Annotated in this window: 19 protein-coding genes; 7 read left to right on the top strand and 12 right to left on the bottom strand. The window is 69.9% G+C overall.

Annotated features, from left to right (window positions below):
* Nucleotides 1-31: 31 nt before the first annotated feature.
* From FCH28_RS09470 to FCH28_RS09460, 3 genes are all read right to left on the bottom strand, one after another.
* Nucleotides 32-2,128, bottom strand: coding sequence for an FAD/NAD(P)-binding protein (locus tag FCH28_RS09470; protein ID WP_136739911.1), 2,097 nt, complete (start codon nucleotides 2,126-2,128; stop codon nucleotides 32-34).
* A 153-nt stretch (nucleotides 2,129-2,281) separates the two neighbouring features.
* Nucleotides 2,282-4,039, bottom strand: a complete 1,758-nt coding sequence (locus FCH28_RS09465; RefSeq protein WP_136739326.1) for an alkaline phosphatase D family protein — start codon at nucleotides 4,037-4,039, stop codon at nucleotides 2,282-2,284.
* A gap of 130 nt (nucleotides 4,040-4,169) precedes the next feature.
* A complete protein-coding gene (locus FCH28_RS09460; protein WP_136739325.1) occupies nucleotides 4,170-4,814 on the bottom strand; it encodes an HNH endonuclease family protein in 645 nt (214 codons plus the stop codon).
* A gap of 207 nt (nucleotides 4,815-5,021) precedes the next feature.
* Between FCH28_RS09460 and FCH28_RS09455 the strand changes: the two genes are divergently transcribed.
* Both FCH28_RS09455 and FCH28_RS09450 read left to right on the top strand, forming a co-directional pair.
* Nucleotides 5,022-5,780 carry an ABC transporter permease gene (locus tag FCH28_RS09455; RefSeq protein ID WP_136739324.1) on the top strand — a complete coding sequence of 253 codons (759 nt, stop codon included), beginning with the start codon at nucleotides 5,022-5,024 and terminating at the stop codon, nucleotides 5,778-5,780.
* 193 nt (nucleotides 5,781-5,973) lie between these two features.
* A complete protein-coding gene (locus FCH28_RS09450; protein ID WP_136739323.1) occupies nucleotides 5,974-6,555 on the top strand; it encodes a TMEM165/GDT1 family protein in 582 nt (193 codons plus the stop codon).
* Between the two features lie 239 nt (nucleotides 6,556-6,794).
* Here the strand turns inward: FCH28_RS09450 and FCH28_RS09445 are convergent, their stop codons facing one another.
* The gene (locus tag FCH28_RS09445) at nucleotides 6,795-7,457 is read right to left on the bottom strand and encodes an HAD-IA family hydrolase (RefSeq protein WP_136739322.1); all 663 of its coding nucleotides are present in this window, start codon (nucleotides 7,455-7,457) and stop codon (nucleotides 6,795-6,797) included.
* 261 nt (nucleotides 7,458-7,718) lie between these two features.
* Complete coding sequence (locus FCH28_RS09440; RefSeq protein WP_246102611.1) at nucleotides 7,719-8,786, bottom strand: peptidoglycan-binding domain-containing protein; 1,068 nt, start codon at nucleotides 8,784-8,786, stop codon at nucleotides 7,719-7,721.
* A gap of 355 nt (nucleotides 8,787-9,141) precedes the next feature.
* Between FCH28_RS09440 and FCH28_RS09435 the strand changes: the two genes are divergently transcribed.
* Nucleotides 9,142-11,220, top strand: coding sequence for an MFS transporter (locus FCH28_RS09435; protein WP_136739321.1), 2,079 nt, complete (start codon nucleotides 9,142-9,144; stop codon nucleotides 11,218-11,220).
* A 264-nt stretch (nucleotides 11,221-11,484) separates the two neighbouring features.
* On the opposite strand, the gene FCH28_RS09430 is transcribed toward FCH28_RS09435, so the two are convergent.
* A complete protein-coding gene (locus tag FCH28_RS09430) occupies nucleotides 11,485-12,000 on the bottom strand; it encodes a GNAT family N-acetyltransferase (protein ID WP_136739320.1) in 516 nt (171 codons plus the stop codon).
* A 539-nt stretch (nucleotides 12,001-12,539) separates the two neighbouring features.
* Between FCH28_RS09430 and FCH28_RS09425 the strand changes: the two genes are divergently transcribed.
* Nucleotides 12,540-12,896, top strand: a complete 357-nt coding sequence (locus FCH28_RS09425; RefSeq protein ID WP_136739319.1) for a DUF4190 domain-containing protein — start codon at nucleotides 12,540-12,542, stop codon at nucleotides 12,894-12,896.
* A gap of 135 nt (nucleotides 12,897-13,031) precedes the next feature.
* On the opposite strand, the gene FCH28_RS09420 is transcribed toward FCH28_RS09425, so the two are convergent.
* The 3 genes from FCH28_RS09420 to proP form a co-directional block, all read right to left on the bottom strand.
* Nucleotides 13,032-13,349 carry an antibiotic biosynthesis monooxygenase family protein gene (locus tag FCH28_RS09420; RefSeq protein ID WP_136739318.1) on the bottom strand — a complete coding sequence of 106 codons (318 nt, stop codon included), beginning with the start codon at nucleotides 13,347-13,349 and terminating at the stop codon, nucleotides 13,032-13,034.
* Nucleotides 13,350-13,456: 107 nt separating this feature from the next.
* On the bottom strand, nucleotides 13,457-14,518 hold the full coding sequence (locus FCH28_RS09415) for a DUF2330 domain-containing protein (RefSeq protein ID WP_136739909.1): 1,062 nt from the start codon (nucleotides 14,516-14,518) through the stop codon (nucleotides 13,457-13,459).
* 195 nt (nucleotides 14,519-14,713) lie between these two features.
* Complete coding sequence (proP, locus tag FCH28_RS09410) at nucleotides 14,714-16,201, bottom strand: glycine betaine/L-proline transporter ProP (protein ID WP_246102686.1); 1,488 nt, start codon at nucleotides 16,199-16,201, stop codon at nucleotides 14,714-14,716.
* A 671-nt stretch (nucleotides 16,202-16,872) separates the two neighbouring features.
* On the opposite strand from proP, the gene FCH28_RS09405 reads away from it, so the two are divergent.
* Nucleotides 16,873-17,826: an aldo/keto reductase gene (locus FCH28_RS09405; RefSeq protein ID WP_281289693.1), complete on the top strand. Its 954-nt coding sequence runs from the start codon at nucleotides 16,873-16,875 to the stop codon at nucleotides 17,824-17,826.
* 89 nt (nucleotides 17,827-17,915) lie between these two features.
* Here FCH28_RS09405 and FCH28_RS09400 read toward each other — a convergent pair whose 3' ends face one another.
* Both FCH28_RS09400 and FCH28_RS09395 read right to left on the bottom strand, forming a co-directional pair.
* On the bottom strand, nucleotides 17,916-18,935 hold the full coding sequence (locus tag FCH28_RS09400; RefSeq protein WP_136739316.1) for a CU044_5270 family protein: 1,020 nt from the start codon (nucleotides 18,933-18,935) through the stop codon (nucleotides 17,916-17,918).
* On the bottom strand, nucleotides 18,928-19,467 hold the full coding sequence (locus FCH28_RS09395; protein WP_136739315.1) for an RNA polymerase sigma factor: 540 nt from the start codon (nucleotides 19,465-19,467) through the stop codon (nucleotides 18,928-18,930). The genes FCH28_RS09400 and FCH28_RS09395 overlap by 8 nt, the downstream gene beginning before the upstream one ends.
* Nucleotides 19,468-19,648: 181 nt before the next feature.
* Between FCH28_RS09395 and ctaD the strand changes: the two genes are divergently transcribed.
* Both ctaD and FCH28_RS09385 read left to right on the top strand, forming a co-directional pair.
* Nucleotides 19,649-21,289, top strand: coding sequence for an aa3-type cytochrome oxidase subunit I (gene ctaD / locus FCH28_RS09390; protein ID WP_136739314.1), 1,641 nt, complete (start codon nucleotides 19,649-19,651; stop codon nucleotides 21,287-21,289).
* On the top strand, nucleotides 21,286-21,654 hold the full coding sequence (locus tag FCH28_RS09385; RefSeq protein WP_136739313.1) for a hypothetical protein: 369 nt from the start codon (nucleotides 21,286-21,288) through the stop codon (nucleotides 21,652-21,654). Before ctaD ends, FCH28_RS09385 begins: the two co-directional genes overlap by 4 nt.
* Here the strand turns inward: FCH28_RS09385 and FCH28_RS09380 are convergent.
* The gene (locus tag FCH28_RS09380) at nucleotides 21,642-22,874 is read right to left on the bottom strand and encodes a cytochrome P450 (protein ID WP_136739312.1); all 1,233 of its coding nucleotides are present in this window, start codon (nucleotides 22,872-22,874) and stop codon (nucleotides 21,642-21,644) included. The genes FCH28_RS09385 and FCH28_RS09380 overlap by 13 nt on opposite strands.
* Nucleotides 22,875-23,202: the final 328 nt, after the last annotated feature.

The raw sequence follows: 23,202 nt of genomic DNA, 5'->3' as shown, positions 1-23,202 counted from the left end.
GTGAACCGATGAAACCCTAGATTAGGGACACCTAAGCTTTACTTGCAAGTTCAACCTCTGGCCAATGTGCAGCTTTTTGTTCGGGCCGCCGAGCGGAATCAATCCGTCCGGAATCGGACAGGCCGGAATCCGCCAAGCCGGAGCCGGACAGGCCCGAGTCGGACAGCCCGGATTCGGACAGCCCGGAGCCGGTGGCACCCACCGCCACCCGCAGCGCCGCCCGCGCCACCGCGTCCGTGTCGGACAGCGTCACCGACCCCACGCCGGGCCGCGCCCCCGCCGCCGTCACCCAGTGCACGCCCTCCGTGGGCACGCCCACCGCGAAGCGCCGCGGATGGTGCCTGCCGTCGGCGTCGACCAGGTGGTACGGGCTCGCCGACACATCCAGCCCGCCGGTCTCGTAACCGTCCACGGTGTGCGGCCGGCAGCCGCCGTCGGCCAGCAACCGGGACAGCAGCCGGTCCCCGGTGCGCCGCAGATCCGGCTCCGGCAGCCGCGCCTCGATCAGCGCCTCCGCCGTCACCCGCGCCCCCGGAACGTCCGGCGAGTGCGCCGTGAAACCGGGCTCGCCGCCCTCGGGGGCGCCGGTACATATCTCCATCCGGGGGCCGAGCACCTCCAGCACCCCCGCCTCGATCAGTGCCGCCATCTCCTCTATGCGACGCCGCGGCGGCCCGATGGACAAAAACGCGTTGAGCGGCGTGTACCAGCGGTCCAGGTGGTCGCGGCGGGACGTGCCGGCCAGCCCGCCGTGGTCGACGATCTGGCGCAGTTCGTTGCGCAGGTCCCGCAGCACGTCCAGCGCCGCCTTCACCGGGCCCGCGACGTTGTCCTGCCGGGCGTGTGCGACGTCCTCCCGCAGGTAGGCCAGCAGCCAGTCCCGGAAGGCGGCCGGGCCGGCGAACCGCCGGCCGGTGTGCGGCCGGGTGACCCGCTCCCAGTCCCAGCGTTCGGCCGCCGCGATGCCGAAAGCGTCGAGCACGGCGGTCTTTTCGGGCCCGCCCTGCGCACCGCCGAGGAATCGGTCCCGGAACCGCTCCCGGAGCGCGGCACCTCCCGTTCCTCCCGTTCCTCCAGCTCCTTCCGCGCCGTCCACGGGGCCACCCGCCCCGCGCCGCGCCAGCAGCGCCTCGTAGTAGACGGTCTCCACTTCCTTGGCCACCAGAGGCCAGACCTCCGTCAGGAAGTCGGGAAGATCACCGGAATCGGCGCGCTTACGGAAGGCGGCGATCACATCCGGTGTGAGCAGCAGCGGCAGATGCCGCCCGTGCGGGCCCTTCGCGTTGTCGCCGCGCGCCTGGTACGGGATGCCGCGCCGGGAGCCCGCGCACAGCCGCGGCTCGCGCCCGGACGGCAGATAGGCCAGGGTGCCGTCCTCGCCGCGGACGAACCGGCCGCCGCGGCCCGTCGTCAGCAGCGCCATGTGATCGAAGAAGTTCAGCCCCAGGCCGCGCAGCACCACCGGGCGGCCCGGGGGCAGCGTCGAGAGCGCGGCAGCGAGGTCGGCGGGGTTGGCCGGCGGCAGATAGCGCAGGCCGTGCCCGGCGGCGTACTCGGCCAGGCGCCGCTGTTCCGGATCCGGAAGGGTCGGCAGATGGCCCTGTGCGAGGATCACCGCCCCCAGGCCGCGCAGCGTACGGCCGTCGTCCAGGGTGAGCGACTGGGTGCCGCCGGGGGCCTCGTGCAGCCGCACCGCGCGGGCGGCGTGCGGGACGACCGTCACGTTCTCCGGGGCGGTGCGCACCGTGTGACGGAAGACCCACTCCAGATAGCGGCCGTACAGCGCCCGCCCCGGGTAGTCGTCCGGGCCGACGTCGCAGCCCTCCCAGTCGTACAGGCTGGGCCCGGTGCGTATCGGGCCCGCGCACTCCACGCTCGCGTCGGTGAACAGCGTGACCTGCGACGCCACGGTGTTCATCAGCAGCTCGGGCGACTGGTCGGTGCGCCACACCTGGCCCGCGCCGGGCGGGGCCGGGTCGATCACATGCACCGTCAGGCGGGCGCCGGGGGCCAGTTCGGCGGCCGAGGCGCAGATCCGCTCCAGAACGCTCGTCCCGCGCGGCCCGGCGCCGACGATGGCGATGGCGGGCTGGGCGTGGCGGCGGTCGGCGGTGTGGTCGGCGGCCAAGAGGGGCTCTCCCTGGGGCGGCAGATGGCCGGCGAGCGGGGCGCGGCCATCGGAAAGGTCGGTCGACAAGGGAACGTCCGCCCCATCATCACCGCCCGACCCTGCAGAACAGCACCCGGGAAGACTAGGAAATCGGCCACATCCACAGGTGATTCACACCGTGGTCGCCCCGTGAGAAGCCGCCGAACCTCCCGCATCATCGCTTTCACCGGAAAACCGAGCACCGGCCAGTGAATCCTCCCAAACCGGCACAAGCTCCACGTCGCCCCGCCTCCCTTTGCGGGCCTGATCCAGCCGCAGTCGCGCCGTACGGCCGCGCAGCGTCAGCGTCATCAGCTGATTGCCGAACCACGGGCCGCCCGTACGCCGCCACTTCAGGGGCGGCCGCCGCAGCCGCCCGTGCCGGGTCAGCACCTTGCCCAGCCACCGGCCGGACCGGCTCCAGCCGAAGCGGAACCCGGCCCGTATCGAGGCGTGGATGCTGTTGTGGACGGGGGAGCAGGTCAGCTGGAGCACCCGGCTCACGGGGCGGGTGCCGTCGGGCGTACGCACCGCCGTGGCGTGCGGCCGGTGGCCCACGCCCCGCCAGTGCGGCTCCGCCACATACGCATGGTGCACATCCCCGGACAGCACGCACACGGTGGCCGGCGCGCCCTCCCCCGACCCGGCCTCCGCGATCAGATCGGTGAGCGCGGCGAACGACTCGGGGAAGGCCGCCCAGTGCTCCAAGTCGGCCCGCTGCCGCAGGAACTCGCTGCTACGGGCCCAGCGGGCGCCGCGCTCCCCGGCGCACAGCGCGGCGTTCCAGCCCTCCGCCGCATGGACGAGATGCGGCAGCAGCCAGGGCAGCGAACTGCCGATGAGCAGGTGGTCGTAGGAGCCGCGCCCGTCCAGCACCGCATCGCGCAGCCATTCGGCGTCGTCCTTGCCGAGCATCGCCCGGCTGCCCTCGTCCAGGACACGGCCGGCCCGGGTGTCGACCATGACGAGCCGGGTCCGGCCCAGGTCGCGCCGGTAGCTCCAGCGGGCGCTCGCCTGATCCGCGTCCGCGCGCGCCGCGAACTCCCGCACCGGCTCCGTGCCGTCGTCCGCCGCCCGCACCCGGTTGTAGAGCTCGTCGGCGGCCAGCTCGGCGGGCGAGAGATTCCCCAGGTGCTGGTACACCCAGTACGACATCAGACCGCCCAGGATGCGCTCGTGCCACCAGGAGGTCGCGCGCATCCGGGTGAGCCAGGCAGCGGAGGTGTTCCAGTCGTCGATCACATCGTGGTCGTCGAAGATCATGCAGCTGGGGACCGTGGACAGCAGCCAGCGGACCTCCGGATCGAGCCAGGACTCGTAGTAGAGGTGGGTGTATTCCTCGTAGTCGGCGACCTGCTTCCACGGCGGCTCGGTGATGTCGCGGCGGCCGGCCAGCAGCCGGGCGGTCGCCTCCGAGGTCTGGTCGGCGTAGACCTGATCGCCCAACAGCAGCAGGAGGTCCGGGCGTTCGGGGCCGTGGCCGGCGCCCAGGGCGGCGGCGAGGGTGTCCAGCGCATCCGGGCCCACGCGGTCGTGCGCGGCCTTCGAGGGCGTCGCCGACCAGCGGCAGGACCCGAAGGCGATGCTCAGCGGGTCCTCCGCGGTGGCCGGGAGGGTACGGATGGTGCTCGCCGGGAAGCGGCCGTCGGGCAGCGGCCAGACCTGCCGGCCGTCCAGCAGCACCCGGTACGGCGTCTCACCGCCCGGCGCCAGACCGGTCACCGGCACCAGGGCGTAGTGGTGCCCGCCCACCTGCCAGGTGCGCTCCGTCCCGCCCGCGCCGTCGTCGCAGCGGATCCGTACCTCGCACGGCCGGTCGGTCTCCACCCACACGGTCGCGCTGTCCGCGTCGACGTACCGCAGCAGCGGCCCCAAGCGCAGTCCGGGCATCGGTGCCTCCCTAGTCGTGGTCAGAGGATAGGAGCACCGGGTGCGCGGCGGGCGGCCGGGACGGCGGCGCGCCCGCCGGCCGGTGGTGCCGGCCGACGGGCGCGCAGTATCGATTCACCAGGTGGCCGGGTCAGCACCCGTCCAGGATCTTCTTCAGCGCGGCCTTCTCCGCGGAGTCCGCGGTCATGTCGTACTCGTGCTTCACCCACACCCACATCCGGGCGTACTCGCAGTGGTACGACTCCTTCGGCGGCAGCCACTTCGCCGGGTCCTTGTCGCCCTTCTCCTGGTTGAGGTTGTCGGTGACGGCGATCAGCTGGGAGTGGGTCAGGTCGTTGGCCAGCTCCTGGCGGCGCTCGGTGGTCCACTGCGCGGCACCCGACTTCCAGGCTTCCGACAGCGGGATGACATGGTCGATGTCCAGGTCGGCGGCCTGGGTCCAGGTCGCGTCGTCGTACGCCGACACCCAGGTGCCGCTGGTCGCCGCACAGCTGCCGTCCTGCTGGACGTCCTTGCCGTCGCGCTTGAGCACCACCTCGCGGGTGTTGCAGTTGTCGCCCTGGTCGATCCAGTGGGGGAACTTGTCGCGGCTGTAGCCGTCCTGCGGGCCCTCGGCCTGCTCCTTGATCTCGGCGAGATAGGTACGGGCGGTGGCCGCGTCGGGCGGGCTGGGCGGCGCCGCCTGGGCGGTCTGTCCGCTGAGCGTCAGCGTGCAGACCAGGGCCGCTGCCGAACCCGCTGCGAGGGATACGCGACGCGCGTAGATCTTGGGCATCGAAACTCCCATGATGTGGGGGGAAGTTGACGTGCGGTCGGGCCCATGGTGGCTACGTGGGGTTTCCGCCATATGGGCGCCAGGTAACAGGGTGACGACATGCGCACGTCAGTTCAAGGGTTGACGGGTCGCCATAACTGTGGTGGCGTACGCCGGTTGGCCCTCGAAGGGCCGGTCTGCCGCCGTCCCGCGCCCTAAGGTGTTCGCGTGCTGCTGCCGGTCAACGCCACCCTCGCGGTCGTCCTCGCCGTCCTGCTGGTCGCCGCCGTGGCCCTCGCCGCGCTGGCGCACCTCGGCCACGCACGGGCCATCGCCGTCGCCGGTCTGCGCGCCGCCGCCCAACTCGCCGCCGTCTCCTACCTCATCGGCTGGGTCGTCGGCGCGCTGCCCTGGCTGCTGTGCTTCCTCGCCCTGATGTACGCGGTGGCGGTACGCACCGCCGGCCGCCGGATCACCCGCAACCACACCTGGTGGTGGGCCGCCCTGCCGATCGCCGCCGGCGTCGTCCCGGTCGTCGGCCTTCTGCTGCTGACCGGCCTGCTTCCGCCGCGCGGCCTCACCCTCATCCCCGTCGCCGGCATCCTCATCGGCGGCGCGCTGACCGCCACCGTCCTCGGCGGGCGGCGCGCGCTGGACGAGTTGGCGATCCGGCGCGGAGAGGTGGAGGCCGGCCTCGCGCTCGGGCTGCCGGATCGCGACGCGCGGATGGAGATCGCCCGCCCCGCGGCGTCGGACGCGCTGCTGCCGGGGCTCGACCAGACCCGGACGGTGGGGTTGGTCACACTGCCGGGCGCGTTCGTCGGGATGCTGCTGGGCGGCGCCTCGCCCGTACAGGCCGGTGCGGTGCAGCTGTTCGTGCTCATCGCCCTGCTGGCGGTCCAGGCGGCGGCGTGCGCGGTGGTGCTGGAGCTGGTCGCCCGCGGCCGCATCCACCGCGTAGGGTTGCCGCCAGCAGAAGGGGAGTAGCTCTTCGCCGGACCGTCGACATACTGCGGGCCCTCGTGGCCCGCCGGCGCCCGGAGGCCGGCAGGGAACCGTTACGTGTTCCTACCGCGCCAGCGAGACCTTCGGCCGCAGTGTTTGACGCTGCCGTGCCGAAGCGACCCCTCTTCCCGGGCTTTTCGGTGCGGCGGCCCGACCGATCGAGGTGTTCCGCCCCGTGTTCAGCTTCACCGTCGCAGCCGTCGTCTTCGGCGTCGTGTTCCTCGCCGAGCTGCCCGACAAGACCGCCCTCGCAGGACTGATGCTCGGTACCCGCTACCGCGCCTCGTACGTCTTCGCGGGCGTCGCCGCCGCCTTCCTGGTCCATGTGGCGCTCGCCATCGCCGCGGGCAGCGTGCTCACCCTGCTTCCGCACCGTCTCGTGCAGGCGGTGGTCGGCACGCTCTTCCTGGCCGGCGCGGCCGTCCTGCTGTTCCGGAAGGACGGCGCCGAGGAAGAGGTGAAGAAGCCCGCCGACCAGAGCTTCTGGAAGGTCTCCGGGGCGGGCTTCATGATGATCCTGGTCGCCGAGTTCGGCGATCTGACCCAGATCATGACCGCCAACCTCGCGGCCCGCTACGAGGATCCGCTCTCCGTCGGCGTGGGCGCGGTGCTGGCCCTGTGGACGGTGGCGGGCCTGGGCATCCTGGGCGGCCGCACGCTCATGAAGTACGTACCGCTCAGGCTCATCACCAAGGTCGCGGCCTGCGCGATGCTGCTGCTGGGGGGCTTGAGCATGTATGAGGCGGTCGCGGGGTGAGGTTTCCGGCGGGCCGGCTTCTGGGTTTCCCCGCTGCCCAGCTTCTGGTTTCCCTCGCCGCAGACCTTCTGGTTTCCCCCCGGCTGCCCAGCTTCTGGTTTTTTCCCCGCTGCAGACCTTCTGGTTTTTCCCCCGCCGCCCACGCTCCGGACATTTTTTCCCCGCCGCCCACCCCCCTTCGGGGGGTGGGCGGGTGTGGTGGGAAGGTTGTGCGCTTGTGCGCGCCGCCCGGCCCCGCCTCAGCCCGCGACGTGGACGGCGATCCCGCCGTCCGCCAGCGCCTCCACGCGCACCTCGGTGAGGTCCCGTACGTGGGCGTCCGGCGCGAACTCGGCGGCGCGGTCGCCGACTCCGACGACGCGCATCCCCGCGGCCCGGCCCGCCGTGATGCCCGCCTCGGAGTCCTCGAAGACGAGGCAGTCCCCGGGGGCGAAGCCGAGCTCGGCGGCGCCCTTGAGGAAGCCCTCAGGGTCGGGCTTGCTGGCGCTCACGGACTCCGCGGTGATCCGTACGGCCGGCATGGCCAGCCCGGCCGCGCCCATCCGGGCATCGGAGAGGGCGACATCGGCGGAGGTCACCAGGGCGTGCGGCAGGCCGGCTATGGCGTCCATGAAGGCGGGCGCGCCCGGGACCGGAACCACGCCGTCCATGTCGGCGGTCTCCTGCTCCAGCATCCGGCGGTTGTCCGCCATGTTGAGCTCCGTCGGACGGTCCGGGAGCAGTGCGGCCATGGTGGCCCAGCCCTGACGGCCGTGGACGACCTTGAGGACGTCGTCCGCCGGCAGCCCCTGCTCGGCCGCCCAGCGGCGCCAGCAGCGCTCGACGACGGCCTCGGAGTTCACGATCGTGCTGTCCATGTCGAGCAGCAGGGCGCGGGCGGTGAGCGTGGTGGTTGCCGTCATCGGCGGGCTCCTGGGCGCTACGAGCGGAGGCTGCCCCTCGGGCGTGCCGCGAGCGGGGCAAAAAAGACAAGCGGCCCCGCCCGCCGGTCAGGGAGTGCGGGCGGAACCACTTTGTTCCTACACGATACAAAACGATGGGGCGTGCCGACAACCGCCCCCCTGTCACCGCTCGCTCCACGCCCCGCTCGCCCCCGGCGAGCGCGCGGCTCATGACCCGCTCGTCCCCCTCTCGGGAGGCGGCTCACGCCCCGCCCACGCCCTTCACGGCTGGCTGGTGCGCGCCTCCAGGGACGCTCGTGTCGCCGCGCCATAGACGCCCTCCGGGTCGCCCTGCACCCCGTACGCCTGCTGATATCGCGCCACCGCGTCCCGCACGCCCGCGTCGTACCGGCCGTCCGCGGCATCCAGATAGATCGCCAACTGCCGCAGCCGTTCCTGCAACTCCACCACCTCCGGACCGCTCGCCCCCTCCCGCAGCACGATCGGCCCGGTGGGCGGGGCGCTCGGGCCGGGCCCGCCGGGGGTGTGCGTCACGCTTCCGACGGCCTGCGTGGGGGCGGGAGGCGGCGCCGCCGACCGGGACGGCCTCGCCGTGGGCTCGGGGGTCCGCGCGCCGCTCGCGCCCGGCGACGGCGAGCGGGTCGTGGCGGGGGAGGAGGGCGCCCCGCTCCGGGAGGGGCCGTCGCCACCGTCCGTGGGGAAGGCGGCGGTGGGCGCCACCGTGCCACGATCGGGGAGCGTCGTACGGTCCTGCTCCCCGCTGGACAGCACCTCGCTGCCGATCATTACCGCCGCGGCGGCCACCGCGGCCCCGGCGACCGCCAGTATGGCCGGAAACGCGCGTTTGGCATGGGCGGTGGACGCCTTACGGGAGCGCCCGGACGGACCGGCGGCCGGCGGCTCGGCGGCCGACGAGACCGTCGACGAGACCGTCGACGAGACCGTCGACGGGACCGTCCCGAAGGTCGGCCCCGAACGGCGATACACGCGGGGGGCCAGCGCCGTGGGGGCGGGGCTTGGCGCCGGGGCGGGCCCGGGGCGGACCTCCTGAGCGACGGCCCTCTCCACGGCGCCGTCCACGGACCTGTCCAGGGACCCATCCATGGCCCCGTCCACGGCACGGACGGCCGCCTGCACCGCACCCGAGCCGCCTAAGCCGACGCCCGCGGCTTCGGCACCCCCGTCCCCGACGTCCCCGTCCAGCAGCGACACATAGGGCCGTACGCGCAGCGGATCAAAGTCCTCCGCTTCGGCCGCCGCGCACAGACACGTCGGCCGGCCGCCGCCGCGTACCGGCGCGAAGCAGTGCGGGCACATCTCTGCCGTCACGAGTGGTCGCCTCCCCGGGGTGAGCCCTCGAACCGGCAGCGATTATCCAGAGACCACCCCGGTCCGCACAGGCATTCCCGGACATCCGCCGGGCATCCGCGAGGTGTCTGCCGGGCAACCACCGATGCGCGAACACGCAACCCCACCCGAGCGCCCACAGGTGCGTACGACCGGCCCAATCCCCCGCGACCACCCCATCCCAACGACCGCGACAGTCCGCGACATCCCCGCGTCACCCACTCCACCCCGCCCGCACGAGCGCCCTCCCGGCAGGCCATATCCGCCCGCACCGCCCACGATGGAAGAAGCCCGACGGCGCTCCGGAACCAGCCCCGAACACCTCAGGGAGACGCTCATGGCGCAGCACACCAGCGCTCCCGCCGTCCCCGGCGAGGGCCACTCCCAGCGGACGGTCCTCGTCGCCATCGGCGCGCTGCTGCTCGGCATGCTCATCGCGGCGCTCGACCAGACCATCGTGGCCACCGCGCTGCCCACCATCGTCAGCGACCTCGGCGGTCTCGACCACCTCTCCTGGGTGGTCACCGCCTATCTGCTGGCCTCTACGGCCGCGACCCCGCTGTGGGGCAAACTCGGCGACCAATACGGCCGCAAGAGGCTGTTCCAGACGGCCATCGTGATCTTCCTGATCGGCTCGGTGCTGTGCGGCATCGCCCAGAACATGGGCCAGCTCATCGCGTTCCGGGCGATCCAGGGCCTGGGCGGCGGTGGCCTGATCGTGCTGTCGATGGCGATCGTCGGAGACATCGTGCCGCCCCGCGAACGCGGCAAATACCAGGGCCTGTTCGGTGCGGTCTTCGGCGGTACGAGCGTCCTGGGACCGCTGCTCGGCGGCCTCTTCGTCGACCACCTCAGCTGGCGCTGGGTCTTCTACATCAACGTCCCCATCGGCGTGATCGCGCTCGCCGTGATCGCCACCGTGCTGCACATCCCGGCTCACCGCACCCCGCACCGGATCGACTACCTGGGCACCGCCCTGATCGCCGGCGTCGCCGCCTGCTTCGTCCTGATGACCTCGCTCGGGGGCGTCAGTTACCCGTGGGACTCCTGGCAGATCGTGGGATTCGGCGTGCTGGGTGTCGTCCTGCTCGCCGCATTCGTCCTCGTCGAGCGCCGAGCAGCGGAACCTGTCCTTCCGCTGCACCTGTTCACGCTCCGCACCTTCACCCTCACCGCGGTCATCGGCTTCGTCATCGGCTTCGCGATGTTCGGTTCCATGACGTACCTGCCGACGTTCCTACAGGTCGTCCAGGGTGTCTCGCCGACCATGTCCGGTGTGCACATGCTGCCGATGGTGCTCGGCATGCTGCTCTCCTCCACCGGCTCCGGGCAGATCGTCAGCCGCACCGGCCGCTACAAGATCTTCCCGATCGCCGGCACCGGCGTCGTGGCCGTCGGCCTGCTGCTTCTGCACCAGCTCGACCCGTCCAGCAGCGTCGCCGTCATGAGCGCCTATTTCTTCGTCTTCGGCTTCGGCCTCGGCCTGGTCATGCAGGTCCTGGTGCTCATCGTGCAGAACGCCGTCGCCTACCAGGACCTCGGCGTCGCCACCTCCGGAGCCACCTTCTTCCGCTCCATCGGCGCCTCGTTCGGCGTCTCCATCTTCGGCACGATCTTCGCCAACAAGCTCGGCCCCCGGATCGCGGACGCCCTCGCCGGACAGCAACTGCCGCCCGGCATCGACCCGTCGAGGATCGCCGAGGACCCGCGCACGGTCGCACGACTGCCCGCCGACCAGGCGACCGGCGTCCTCAACGCCTACTCGATCTCCATCACCGACGTCTTCCTCTACGCCGTTCCCGTGGTCCTCGTCGCCTTCGTGCTGGCCTGGTTCCTCCGGGAGGAGCCGTTGCGCGGCAGCGTCACCGCACCCGAGACCAGCGAGGTGCTCTCCTCCAACCCGGTGGAGCGTTCGTCGCACGACGAGTGTGCCCGCGCGCTGTCCAAACTGGGCAGCCTGGAAGGCCGGAAGCACATCTACGAGAAGATCACCGCACGGGCCGGCCTGGACCTCAAACCGGCCGCCAGCTGGCTGGTCCTGCGCATCCACCGCTACGGCTCGGTGGAACCGGGACTGCTCGCGGAACGCAGCAAGGTGCCGCTCGGCGTGATCTCCGAAGGCGTCCGCCAGATCGAGGAGCGCCATCTCGCCGTACGGGAGGGCCTGATGCTGCTGCTCACCGACAGCGGGCGCGAGACGGCGGGCCGGCTGTCCGCCGCCCGGCAGGAGTCCCTCGCGGAGATGCTGGGGGACTGGTGGACCAAGGACCGGCCCACCGATCTCACCGAACTCGTCAAGGAGCTGACGGCGGAACTCTGCGGCTCGGACGCGGAGGAGCCGCACAACGGCGACGCCCGGACGCCCATGCCGCACACCCCGGCCCGGACACCGCGGCCACCGGACCATGCGAAGTGAGGGCCGCCCAGGGGCAAGTGGGGCCGGGGGCAATTGAGGCCTGCCCGGGGGGCGGGGGTATGGGTATCCCCTAGGGGTTGGTCGAACAGATCCCCTAGGGGATGCATGGCCCCCCTGCGGGGCCACAACGCGCCGGCGCCGGGCGGTATTCCCGCGTCCGTCCTAGGTGTTGTGGACGTGGACGGCCGCGCCGACGGCCTTGTCCACGGTCGCGCCCACCGCACCCACGCCCTTGTCGCCTGCCTTGTCGACTGCCTTGTCCACTCAGGGCAGGCGCCTCTCGAAGAAGATCTCCGCATACGGATCGTCGTGATACGGAGCGATCTCGACGAAACCGTGCCGCCGGTAGAGCGCGACCGCCTCCACCAGATCCAGCCGGGTGTCCAGCCGGACCCGCTCGGCGCCCATCCCGACCGCGGCCGTCCCTGCGGCCGTGAGCAGCTCGCTCGCGCCGCCGAGCCCCCGCTTCGAGGGCCGTACGAACATCCGCTTCAGCTCCGCGGTCCGCACGTCCAGCATCCGTACGCCGACGCAACCGGCCGCCATATCGCCGTGCCGGGCCACCAGCAGCACACCGTTCGGCGGCACCAGATCGCCGCTCGGGTACTCCGCCAGCCCCTCGTCGATCTCCTCCGGCGTCGAGCGGCGCCCCTCGTGCAGCTCGAAGTACCGGTCGGCGACCTCGGTGTAGTACTCCCGCAGCAGCGCCCTGGCGTCCGGCGAATCGATCGGTTCGGCGGAGACGGCCCAGGGGAGGCGGAGGGTGACGGCGTTGCTCATGGCGTCATTGTGGCCGCAGGGCCGGCCCGGAACGCAACGCATTTCGGCCCGGCATGATCGGTGCGCAGGTGCCGGCCTGCCGCGCGAACGGCACGAAGACCAGAGCCGGTACAGGGAGGCTCAACCACCCCGGAATCACGGCGAGTTGGATTTCTTCCCGTCAATCTCAGACTGCGGTAAGCGGTCTGTCCGTGCCCTGGGCGGCCCGATGAATGTTGGGGTGCCAGGAAGGATTCCACAAACTTGCTCGGGCCTCCGACGCGGGTGGGCGAGGGTGGGCCTTCCGCTGGACGTCGTTGCTGCGGGCACAGTGCGCCGGGTCGAAACCAGCGGCGCGACCGCCCTGACTGCCGCGCCATCGGCGGTTGTTCTGCCGGCCCCATCAAACCGCTCAGCCGATCAAGTTGCAGGCTCGGTGTGTCCGCAAGTTGCAGGCTCGGTATGTCCGAGAGACCCTTATTCTGACGGGCATATGACAGGGGGAGGGCTCGGCAGGAAATGGGAGGGGCGGGAAAGAAATCACGGAACAGGGAAGCGCCATGAGCACCGAGCAGCCCCAGAACCCCCAGCACCAAACTCCCCAGAATCAGTACGCCCAGGGACAGTTTCCGCCGTATCCGCAATACCAGCAACAGCCGAGTACGAGCGGCAAAGCCGTGGCTTCCATGGTTACCGGAATCGTGTCCATCGTCGTACCTTTCGTGGGAATCGTAACGGGGCCCCTTGCGATTATCTTGGGCGCCAAGGCGCGCGGCGAGATACAGCGCACCAGGCAACAGGGCAACGGTTTGGCCATAGCCGGGCTGGTGACCGGCATCATCGGCTGCGTCGGCTACGCAATCTTCTTGCTGATCATCATCATCGGTGCCCTTTCCAGTACAACGACTGGAACGTGAGGCAAGGGGGACACAGAGACGTCCCAGAAGTCTCGTCGCTGGAACCGCCAAGGCTGATCCGGGCTGGAGCACCCCCTCAGCGGACGCGCCTTCACCTGCTCGTGGAAGACGCGTCCGGTGTCGTCTGGCGCGGTTCTATTCGCCCTTCGGCCCGGTCTGCTGAACGACCTCGAACGACCACACGGTAGAGCCGCTGGCTGCCGGCTTCGGCCGGTCGCTGCCGCCCTGGTGCGCTGCCTTCATCGGCCCCTCCATCCACGCCTGGAACGACTCCTCGTCCCGCCAGCGCGTGTACACAAGGTAGTCGTCGGTGCCTTCGACAGGGCGAAGGAGTTCGAACCACTCGAAGCCGTCCGAGCTTTCCACGGCGCCGGCGCGGGACGCGAAGCGCTTTTCGAGGGTCTCCCTCTGCTCGGCGGGAACGGTCAGAACGTTGATCTTCACGATGCTCATGCCGACCATCGTGCCGCATGCCGCGAAACGGGCGCAGGTCAGGTCCGGGAGCGCCCTGGTGCCTCACCCGTGCAGCCGCAACCCCCGGGTGGGCTGGCCGATGGTGATCATCCCGTAGCCGCCGGCGCCGCCCGCCGACGACGCGACCGCAGCATCACGATCACCGCCACCGCCGCCCACGCCAGCACGGACACTCCGCCGAGTACGAGAATCCAGGCGGGCATCCCCCAGACCTTGAGCAGCGAGTATGTGTAGGTGACCCGCTGATACGGCGTGTCGCCGGCCACCCGCCGCAACTCGTGGTCACCGCTGATCCGTTCCGGCTGTGCGAACGTCTGGTCGATGGCGGTCATGAAGGGCGTCCCGTGCCCGGCGAGTTCCCGGACCTTGCCCTCGGCCTTCACCCGTCCCGCGAAGAACACCTCGGGCGACGACCCTCCGATGGCGCTCCGCGGCTCCATCCGGTGCGGAGCGAAGACGTAGAGCCCCAGCGACTGCGGCGTCTTGGCGAGCCGCGACAACCGCATCGGGTAGACCAGCCGGTCACTGGCGAAGGACAGCCGCAGCGGATCCAGCGTGCCCGTCAGGTAGGCGCGCTTCTCCGGGGAGGCGGGGGCCAGCCGGACCGCCACGTACTCCCATTTCCGGGCCACATACGGGCGCAGCTCGGTCGCCAGCGCCGACGGCAGCTGGAAACCATTGGTTTTCAGCCACTTGCGCAACGCGTCGGGATCGGTGGCGGTCAGCCGGGCGACATCGAAGGGCCCCAGCCGCTCGCGGCCGACGACCCCGACACCCGGGCTGCTCGCGCCGGGCGGCGGGGCCGCGGCCATGTCCCCGCTCCCCCCGAACGGCCAGTCACTGCTGCGCGGCCAGAAGTAGTGGCGCGTCCTGACGGCCGGCGCGGTGAGACCGGCCAGCTCGGAGAAGAGGGCGGAGTCGCCCAGCTCCACAGTGGCGCGGTGCGGCACCGGCATGATCCAGGCGGCGTCCGGGGCGGTGCCGTTCACCGTCAGGCTCATCACGATCTGCTCGTGCCTGCCGTCCCAGCGCACCGCCGAGGTCTCACGGTTCACCGCCAGCGTGGTCTTGCGGTCGACCACCATCGCACCGCACCCGCACGCATACGCCGGCCTCGCCAGCCATACGAGCTGCACCGCCAGCAACAGCAGCACCACCACCAGGGCCCTTCGCCGCCCTGCTCCGCCACCGCGCGCCGTAGTGGCGCCGGTGGCGCCGGCAACGCCAGCCACGCCCATTCCCGTCCCCCGTTCGTCCCCTGCCGACCGACGTGATCAGCGCCGATCCACGTGATCAGCACGGTCTCAGACGGACGGAACGGCGCGTACGGTTCCGGTCTGCCGCTATGCGATCTCCCGGGCCTCCGCCTCCGTCTCCACCGCAGGCGGCGACCCCGGCAGCGGCTTCCGCGCGCTCTCGGACATCAGCAGTACGGCGATCCCACCGACGACGGCCGCCGCCATCATGTAGTACGCCGGCATCATCCGGTCACCCGTAGCGCCGATAAGCGCCGTGACGACCAACGGAGTCGTACCGCCGAACAGCGACACGGAGACGTTGAAGCCGATCGACAGCGAGCCGTAGCGCACCTTCGTCGGGAAGAGGGCGGGCAGTGCCGACGGCATCGAGGACGTGAAGCACACCAACAGCAGCCCCAGCGCGGCCATACCCAGCGCGATCGCGACCAGCGACCCCTGCCGGATCAGCAGCAGCGCGGGCACCGACAGCACCAGGAAGCCCACACAGCCCGCCGCGATGACGGGCCGGCGCCCGACCCGGTCGCTGAGCCGCCCGGCGAACGGCTGGACGCACATCATCAGGACCATCACCGCGAGCACGACCATCAGCCCATGCGTCTCGTCGTACTTCAGCTCCGACGTCAGATAGCTCGGCATGTAGGACAGCAGCATGTAGTCGGTGACGTTGAAGACCAGCACGAGCCCGATGCACAGCAGCATTGCCCGCCACTGACCGAAAATCATCTCGCGGATACCGATCCGCTTCTCGGCCTCGCGGCGCGCCTTCTCCTTCGTGCGTGCTTCCTTCTCCAACTGCGCGAACGCCGGCGTCTCTTCCAGTCGCATCCGCAGGTAAAGACCGATGATGCCCATCGGCCCCGCGATCAGGAACGGAATGCGCCAGCCCCACGAGTGCAGATCGTGCGTCGACAGCAGGGCGGTCATCAGAGTGACCAGGCCCGCACCACCCACATAACCGGCCAGCGTGCCGAACTCCAGCCAGCTGCCCAGGAATCCGCGCTTCTTGTCGGGCGCGTACTCGGCGATGAAGGTGGAGGCACCGCCGTATTCGCCGCCGGTGGAGAAACCCTGCACAAGCCGGGCGACCAGCAGCAGAATCGGCGCCCCGACTCCGATCGAGGCGTACGACGGGATAAGACCGATCGCGAAGGTGCCCGCCGCCATCATGATCATGGTGATCGCCAGGACCTTCTGACGGCCGATCCGGTCACCGAGCGGCCCGAACACCATGCCGCCGATGGGGCGTACGAGGAACGCCGCCGCGAATGCACCGAAGGTCGACAACAACTGTGCGGTCGGATTCCCGGACGGAAAGAAGACATGTCCGAGAGTGACCGCGATATAGCTGTAGACGCCGAAGTCGAACCACTCCATCGCATTGCCGAGCGCGGCCGCCGACACCGCACGCTTGACCATCGCTGGGTCGACGACGGTGACCTCGGTGGCCTGCCCGGCCTTGCCGGCCTCGGCTGGGTCACCGGACGTGCGCTTCTCCAGGACGGCCCGGTCGGGTGCTACGGGGGACTGCGTCGGCACGTGTTCGCTCGCCTGCGCTCTCTTGGACGACTGCATGACATCGCCCGCCGGCGTCAGAAGTGACACGGGGGCAAAGGTCGACCATAGGGGCAGACCGGGTCATCACGGACAGTGCGCGGATGACCGCGCAGTCGTCCGCATACCCGCTCGAGCTGGGGAAACGCCTCCCGTCGGGGCTTTTTGCGGGACTTTCGTCTGTGATCCATCTCGCGTAGATCAACTGCAACCATGGCGCCGTGTGACGCGCTGCACGCGGGCCGAAAGCGGCAGGAGAGCGGCGCGAGAGCGGTACGAGAGCGGCATGAGAGCGGCATGAGAGCCGCACGAGAACGGCGCGGCGGTGTGCGTGCACCGCCGCGCCGGTGGATCGTCGCGTTCCTCAAGGATCCGGCACCTGGGAGCGTCCCGCCACTCGACATCACGGAGAGTTATCCACAGGCGCCCCGTGCGTGCATGTGTTTGGCTACTCTGAGCCACGAACCGTACGACCGGGCTTCAACCCGCCCTCGCATCGGCGGAGTTGAGTGAAGGGAGCGCCCTGTGGCACACAAGATTCTTCGTTACGTTCACTTTCCCCCGGCCACTTCCCGGGACTTGGTCACCGCGGCCGCCGACGGTGCCCTGTGAAGTCCCGGCGGCTCGGAAACCCCAGATCAGCGGCCGGCCTCACGGTTCCCACCGCTCTCGCCCCTCCCACCGTTTCCGCGATCGGCCTCGGCTGTATGGGGATGTCCATCGCGTACGGGCCCGCCGACGCGGACGAGGCGCTCCGGACCCTCGACCGCGCCGCCGAGTTGGGCATCACGTTTCTCGATACGGCGGACGCCTACGGCCGCGGAGCCAACGAGGAACTCATCGGCGACTGGCTGCGCGACCGGGGGCGTCGCGCCGATGTCTTCCTCGCCACGAAGTTCGGCCTGCGGCACGACGCCGCCTCGGGGCGCGTCGGCGACGTCGACACCTCACCGGAGTACGTACCGGTCGCCTGCGACGCCTCACTGAGACGCCTCGGCGTCGAGCACATCGATCTCTACTACGCCCATCGCCGCGACCCCGGCACCCCCATCGAGGACACCGTAGGCGCGATGGCGGAACTGGTCGCGGCCGGCAAGGTGGGGCATCTCGGCCTCTCCGAGGTGAGCCCCGCGACCCTGCGCGCGGCGCATGCCGTACACCCCATCAGCGCGGTGCAGCTGGAGTACTCGCTCTTCACCAGGGGCGTGGTGGAGGGCGAGATGCTCGCCACCTGTCGGGAGCTCGGCGTCTCCGTCGTCGCGTACTCGCCGCTCGGGCGAGGCATGCTCGCCGGTGCGCTGGCCTCCCGCGAGGAGCTCACCGAACACGACAACCGCCGCCGGTGGCCCCGCTTCTCGGCGGACAACATCGAGCGCAACCTCGCCCTCGTCCGTGAAGTCCGGGCCATCGCCGCCGAAATCGGCATCACCCCGGCACAGGCGGCGCTCGGCTGGCTGCTGGCCCAGGGGGACGACATCCTGCCGATCCCGGGGACGAAGCGGGTGCCCTACATCGAGGAGAACGCCGAGGCGGTGCGGCTGAGTCTCACCGCCGAGCAGGCCGACTGGCTCCGGGCGGCGGTCCCGGGCACGTCCGTGGCCGGCGAACGCTATCCGGAGCAGGCGATGCGCCGCCTGGGTCACTAAGGCGTGTCCGATGGACGGGGGCGGGGCGGGGGTGGGGGCCGGGGGGGAGGAGCGGGGACCGGAAGAGCCGTAGCCGCACCCGGCGCCGATCAGGGCATCCACGCCTCGTAGGACAGCACCTCACCCGACTTGACCTCGAAGTCGGGAAGGTCCTTGGTGAACGTGATCTCGCTGCCCAGGAGTTGGCCGTTTACGGGGTCGAGGACGACCACCTGGCGGGTCGCGTTCAGGCTGCCGTCCGGGCCGTCGTAGACATACGCCTGGCCGCGGCGCCCGAGCCGGTCGGTGACGCTGCCCGCGGGGCGCAGCTCGCCGGTATCCGCCAGCATCCGCACCATGGCGGCCGTCTCGCGCGGGCCCGGTGTCCACTCCTGCCGGAACGCGGAAAGGGCCGGCAGCAGTTGCGGCGTGGTGACGTCGGCGGCGTCCGCGCCCCCGTAGACCGTCGCGAGAAACTCGCGCAGCTTCCCGGCGTCGGTCGGCGGCTTCGTACGGGAGGTGAACCCGCCGTGCCGCGCGCCCGAGCCCGCCGGATAGGTCTTGCGGTGCAGGACCTTTCCGTCGTTGACGGTGCGCCAGCGGCCGTCCGCGTCGTTGATCACGGGACGTCCCGGATGGCGCGGGTCGGTGGCCACCACGAGTTCCGAGCCGCTGCCATCGGCCCGCCAACGGGTGATCCGCTCCTCTGGCACGGTGACGGGCGGCGCGGCATCCGGGCCCGCCTCCATGCTCATGTACCAGCTCTGCAGATGGCTGCCCCGGCGAGGCCCAGCGTGCGCACCGGCGGTTCTCGCCCGCGCCTCGGCCCTGCGCGCGAGCTCGTCCAGCGACAGGGGCGGGGCATCGGTACGCAGCACGAGCGCGGCGGGCGCGGCGGCGGCCGTACTGGTGCCGGCATCGGAGAAGGCGAAGGCGAGCACGGCGACGAGCGCGAACACGGCCGCTTCCGCGCGCAGTGCGAGGCGGCGCCCGGCCCGCCGGGTGCGCCTGCTGTGCAGCAGACGGTTGAGGCCGCGTTCGGCGTGGGCGTCCAGCGGGCGATCCCGCCAGGGGCCCGCGTCGGCCCGTACCGGATTGGCCGCGCGCAGCAGATCCAGTTCGTCAGTCATTGCCGTCACCTCCTGCTCGTGCGGACACCGTCATCCGCATCCGGTCGATCTGCGTACGGAGCCGGGCGCGCGCCCGGTGCAGCCGCATGGCGGCCGCGCTCTGCCCGCAGCCGAGGGTCACCGCCAGCTCCTCGATGGTCAGTTCCTCCCAGGTGGCCAGCCGCAGCACTTCCTGGTCGGCGGGGGAGAGGCGGGCCAGTGCCTCGTGCACCCAGGAGCCGGGCCGCTCCGCGTCCGGGCTCTCGACGGCCTGCCGGCGGTGCGCGACCTCGTGGTTGCCGAGCCGGTGCAGCAGGCGTCGGTAGCGGCCGAGCCCTCGCACCGTATTGGCCAGGCAGTTGCGGGCCACTCCGTAGAGCCAGGGCAGCGGCGCGTCGGGCAGGTCGGCGCGGCGTCTCCAGGCTATGGAGAAGACCTCCGCCACCACTTCCTCGACCTCGTGTGCCTGCCCGTCCAGCCGCCGCGCCACGAAGCGGCTGACCGCCCAGTAGTGCGCGCGATAGGCATCGGCGAAGGCGTCGTCCGTGCTCATGAACCGTTGGTGTCCGGCATGCCCCCGATCTTCACACCCATTTTCCGGTGAATATCTCCGGGGCCCCGGACACCTACCGCACATGAAGCACATGACGCACATGAAGCACACGGAGCGCGTGAAGAGCTTGAAGCGTGCGAAGAGCTCGGAGCGTGCCGAGAGCTTGGAGCGTGGGAAGAACATGACGCGGGTCGGGCGCGCTCCCGTGAAGTGGCTCACCACCACCGACCACAAAACGATCGGCACGCTGTATCTCGTCACCGCATTCGGGTTCTTCTGCGTGGCCGGTCTGATGGCGCTGGTGATGCGCGCCGAACTGGCCCGGCCCGGCCACCAGCTCATCTCGAACGAGCAGTTCAACCAGGCGTTCACGATGCACGGCACGATCATGCTGCTGATGTTCGCGACGCCGCTGTTCGCCGGATTCGCGAACTGGATCATGCCGCTGCAGATCGGCGCGCCGGACGTGGCGTTCCCCCGGCTCAATATGTTCGCGTACTGGCTCTATCTCTTCGGCTCACTGATTGCCGTGGGTGGATTTCTCACACCCCAAGGTGCCGCGGACTTCGGCTGGTTCGCCTACGCCCCGCTCTCCGACTCGGTGCATTCCCCCGGTGTCGGCGCAGATATGTGGATCATGGGCCTGGCATTTTCGGGATTCGGGACCATCCTCGGTTCGGTCAACTTCATCACCACCATCATCTGTATGCGCGCGCCCGGCATGACGATGTTCCGGATGCCCATCTTCACCTGGAACGTCCTGCTCACGGGGCTCCTGGTCCTGCTGGCCTTCCCCGTGCTGGCCGCCGCGCTCTTCGCCCTCGAAGCGGACCGTCAATTCGGGGCGCATATCTTCGACGCGGCCAACGGTGGTGCGTTGCTCTGGCAGCACCTCTTCTGGTTCTTCGGCCACCCGGAGGTCTACATCATCGCCCTCCCGTTCTTCGGCATCATCTCCGAGGTCATCCCGGTCTTCTCCCGCAAACCCATGTTCGGCTACATCGGGCTGATCGCCGCAACGGTCTCCATCGCCGGCCTTTCCGTCACCGTCTGGGCCCACCACATGTACGTAACAGGCGGCGTGCTCCTCCCCTTCTTCTCCTTCATGACGTTCCTGATCGCCGTCCCCACGGGCGTGAAGTTCTTCAACTGGATCGGCACGATGTGGCGGGGCTCCCTGTCCTTCGAAACGCCGATGCTGTGGGCGGCCGGCTTCCTGATCACCTTCACCTTCGGTGGCCTGACCGGAGTCATCCTGGCGGCGCCGCCACTGGACTTCCATGTCTCCGACACCTACTTCGTCGTGGCCCACTTCCACTACGTCATCTTCGGCACCGTCGTCTTCGCGATGTTCTCCGGATTCCACTTCTGGTGGCCCAAGTTCACCGGCAAGATGCTGGACGAGCGACTCGGCAAAATCACGTTCTGGACCATGTTCATCGGCTTCCACGGCACCTTCCTCGTCCAGCACTGGCTCGGCGCCGAAGGCATGCTGCGCCGCATCCCCGACTACCTGGCCGCCGACGGATTCACGGCGCTCAACACCCTCTCCACCATCTTCTCCTTCGTCCTGGGCCTCTCCCTCCTCCCCTTCCTCTACAACGTCTGGAAGACGGCGAAATACGGGGAGCGGGTGACGTCCGACGACCCATGGGGTTATGGCCGCTCGCTGGAATGGGCCACTTCCTGCCCACCGCCGCGCCACAACTTCCGTGCCCTGCCCCGCATCCGTTCCGAATCCCCGGCATTCGACCTGCATCACCCGGAGATCGCGCACGAGATCGAGCCCTCGCGAAACAACGGGATCGGGGCGTCCGTATGACCCGGAAAATCCGTATTACCGAGCAGAACCGGATGGACGAAGCCATCAACGAGATCGAGGGATATCTGCTCTGGGAGGCGGAGACGGGGCGGGCACGCACGAGGGCGGACGCCTTCTGTTCCCGTCTGCCATGGCTCACCGACACCCAGCGCGGCGAAGTGGAACTCCACTATTGCCAGGACCAGCGGGAAACCTCGCGCGCCTACCTGGAACGTGTCGCGGCACGCAGCGCCGCGCTGCGTGCCGAATACGAAGCCGTTTACCGCGCGCTCCGGCGACGGCTCGTCACCGTCTGCCTGAGCGGCACGGTGGCCGTGGCAATATTTGTCGCCGTGGCCACCGTGTGGCTTCGTCAACCGTACTGAACCCGAAGCTCCTTGACGCCGTTGAGCCAGGCGGAGCGGAGCCGGCGCGGGTCACCCGCCAGCGAAATGCCGGGCATGGCATCGGCGATGGCGTTGAAGATCAGGTTGATTTCCAGAACGGCGAGGGACTTGCCGAGACAGAAGTGCGGTCCACCGCCACCGAATCCCAGATGGGGGTTGGGATCGCGAGTGATGTCGAAGACTTCGGGGTGGTCGAACACCTCGGGGTCGTTGTTGGCCGAGGAGTAGAAGATCCCGACGCGCTGTCCCTCCTTGATCTTCGCGCCGCCCAGTTCGGTGTCCTGGGTGGCGGTGCGCTGGAACGAGACGACCGGCGTCGCCCACCGAACAATCTCCTCGGCCGCCGTCGCGGGGCGCTCACGCCGGTAGAGCTCCCACTGCTCGGGATGCGTGAGAAACGCGTGCATCCCATGCGTAATCGCATTACGTGTCGTCTCGTTGCCGGCCACCGCCAACAACAGCACAAAGAAACCGAATTCGTCGGAGCCGAGATTCCCCTCGTGCTCCGCCGCCACCAACTGGCTGACGATGTCCTTGGCCGGACATTCCTTGCGCGCCGCGGCGAGGTTCATCGCGTACGAGATCAGCTCCATGGCCGCATTGCTGCCGACCTCTTCGGTGATGGCCAGTTCGGGATCGTCGTACGCGATCATCTTGTTCGACCAGTCGAAGATGCGGGCCCGGTCGTCCTGGGGGATGCCGATGAGTTCGGCGATCGCCTGGAGGGGCAGCTCGCACGCGACGTCCGTGACGAAGTCCCCGGAGCCCTTCTGCCGTGCCTCGGCGACGATCCGCGCCGCCCGGTGGCGCAGCGCGTCCTCCAGGGCCCGTATGGAGCGCGGGGTGAACCCGCGCTGCACTATCTGGCGGACCCGGGTGTGCTCCGGCGGATCCATGTTCAGCATGATCAGCTTCTGTACGTCGATCTGGTCGCGGGTCATGGACGCGTTGAAGCGGATGATCGACGTGTTGAGGTTCGCGGAGAAGACCTCCGGCTTGGTGGACACCTCCTTGACGTCCTCATGGCGGGTGACGACCCAGTAGCCGTCGTCGTCGAAGCCGGCGATGCCGTGCGGCTGGGCGTTCCACCACACGGGCGCGGTCCGCCGCAGCTGCGCGAACTCCGGGAGCGGGACGCGGGTCTGGTAGACGTCGGGGTCGGTGAAGTCGAACCCATCGGGCAACGCGGGACATGGCATCGGCGACTCCCGGTGCGATCCGGTCGGACAGCCGGCCAGCCGTGCGCGACCGGGCTGATTCTGACGGTTCTGTCAGTGCTGAGTTCTGACGGCACATCAGGTGTGTGGGTCGCGGTGAAGGTAGTAACGAGTTCTACAAGTGGCAAGGGGCATGGCGGCACCTGTTGGCCGCAAAGCGCCCGGATCGTCCGCCGGGGCAAGAGGAGTTGACGGTCGGCCAAGTTGGCGCCGTGCACCGGACAAGGGTCCTGCAGACCTCTTGCGCCCCCAGGGTGCTGCTCATAAGACTGTTTCGAAGAACTAGAACGCGTACTAGTTCTTCTTCCGT

Origin of the sequence: Streptomyces piniterrae, from assembly GCF_005048155.1 — a bacterium.
Taxonomy (GTDB): Bacteria; Actinomycetota; Actinomycetes; order Streptomycetales; family Streptomycetaceae; genus Streptomyces; species Streptomyces piniterrae.
The sequence above is the reverse complement of the archived record's forward strand: the minus strand, read 5'-3'. Positions and strand labels throughout refer to the sequence as shown.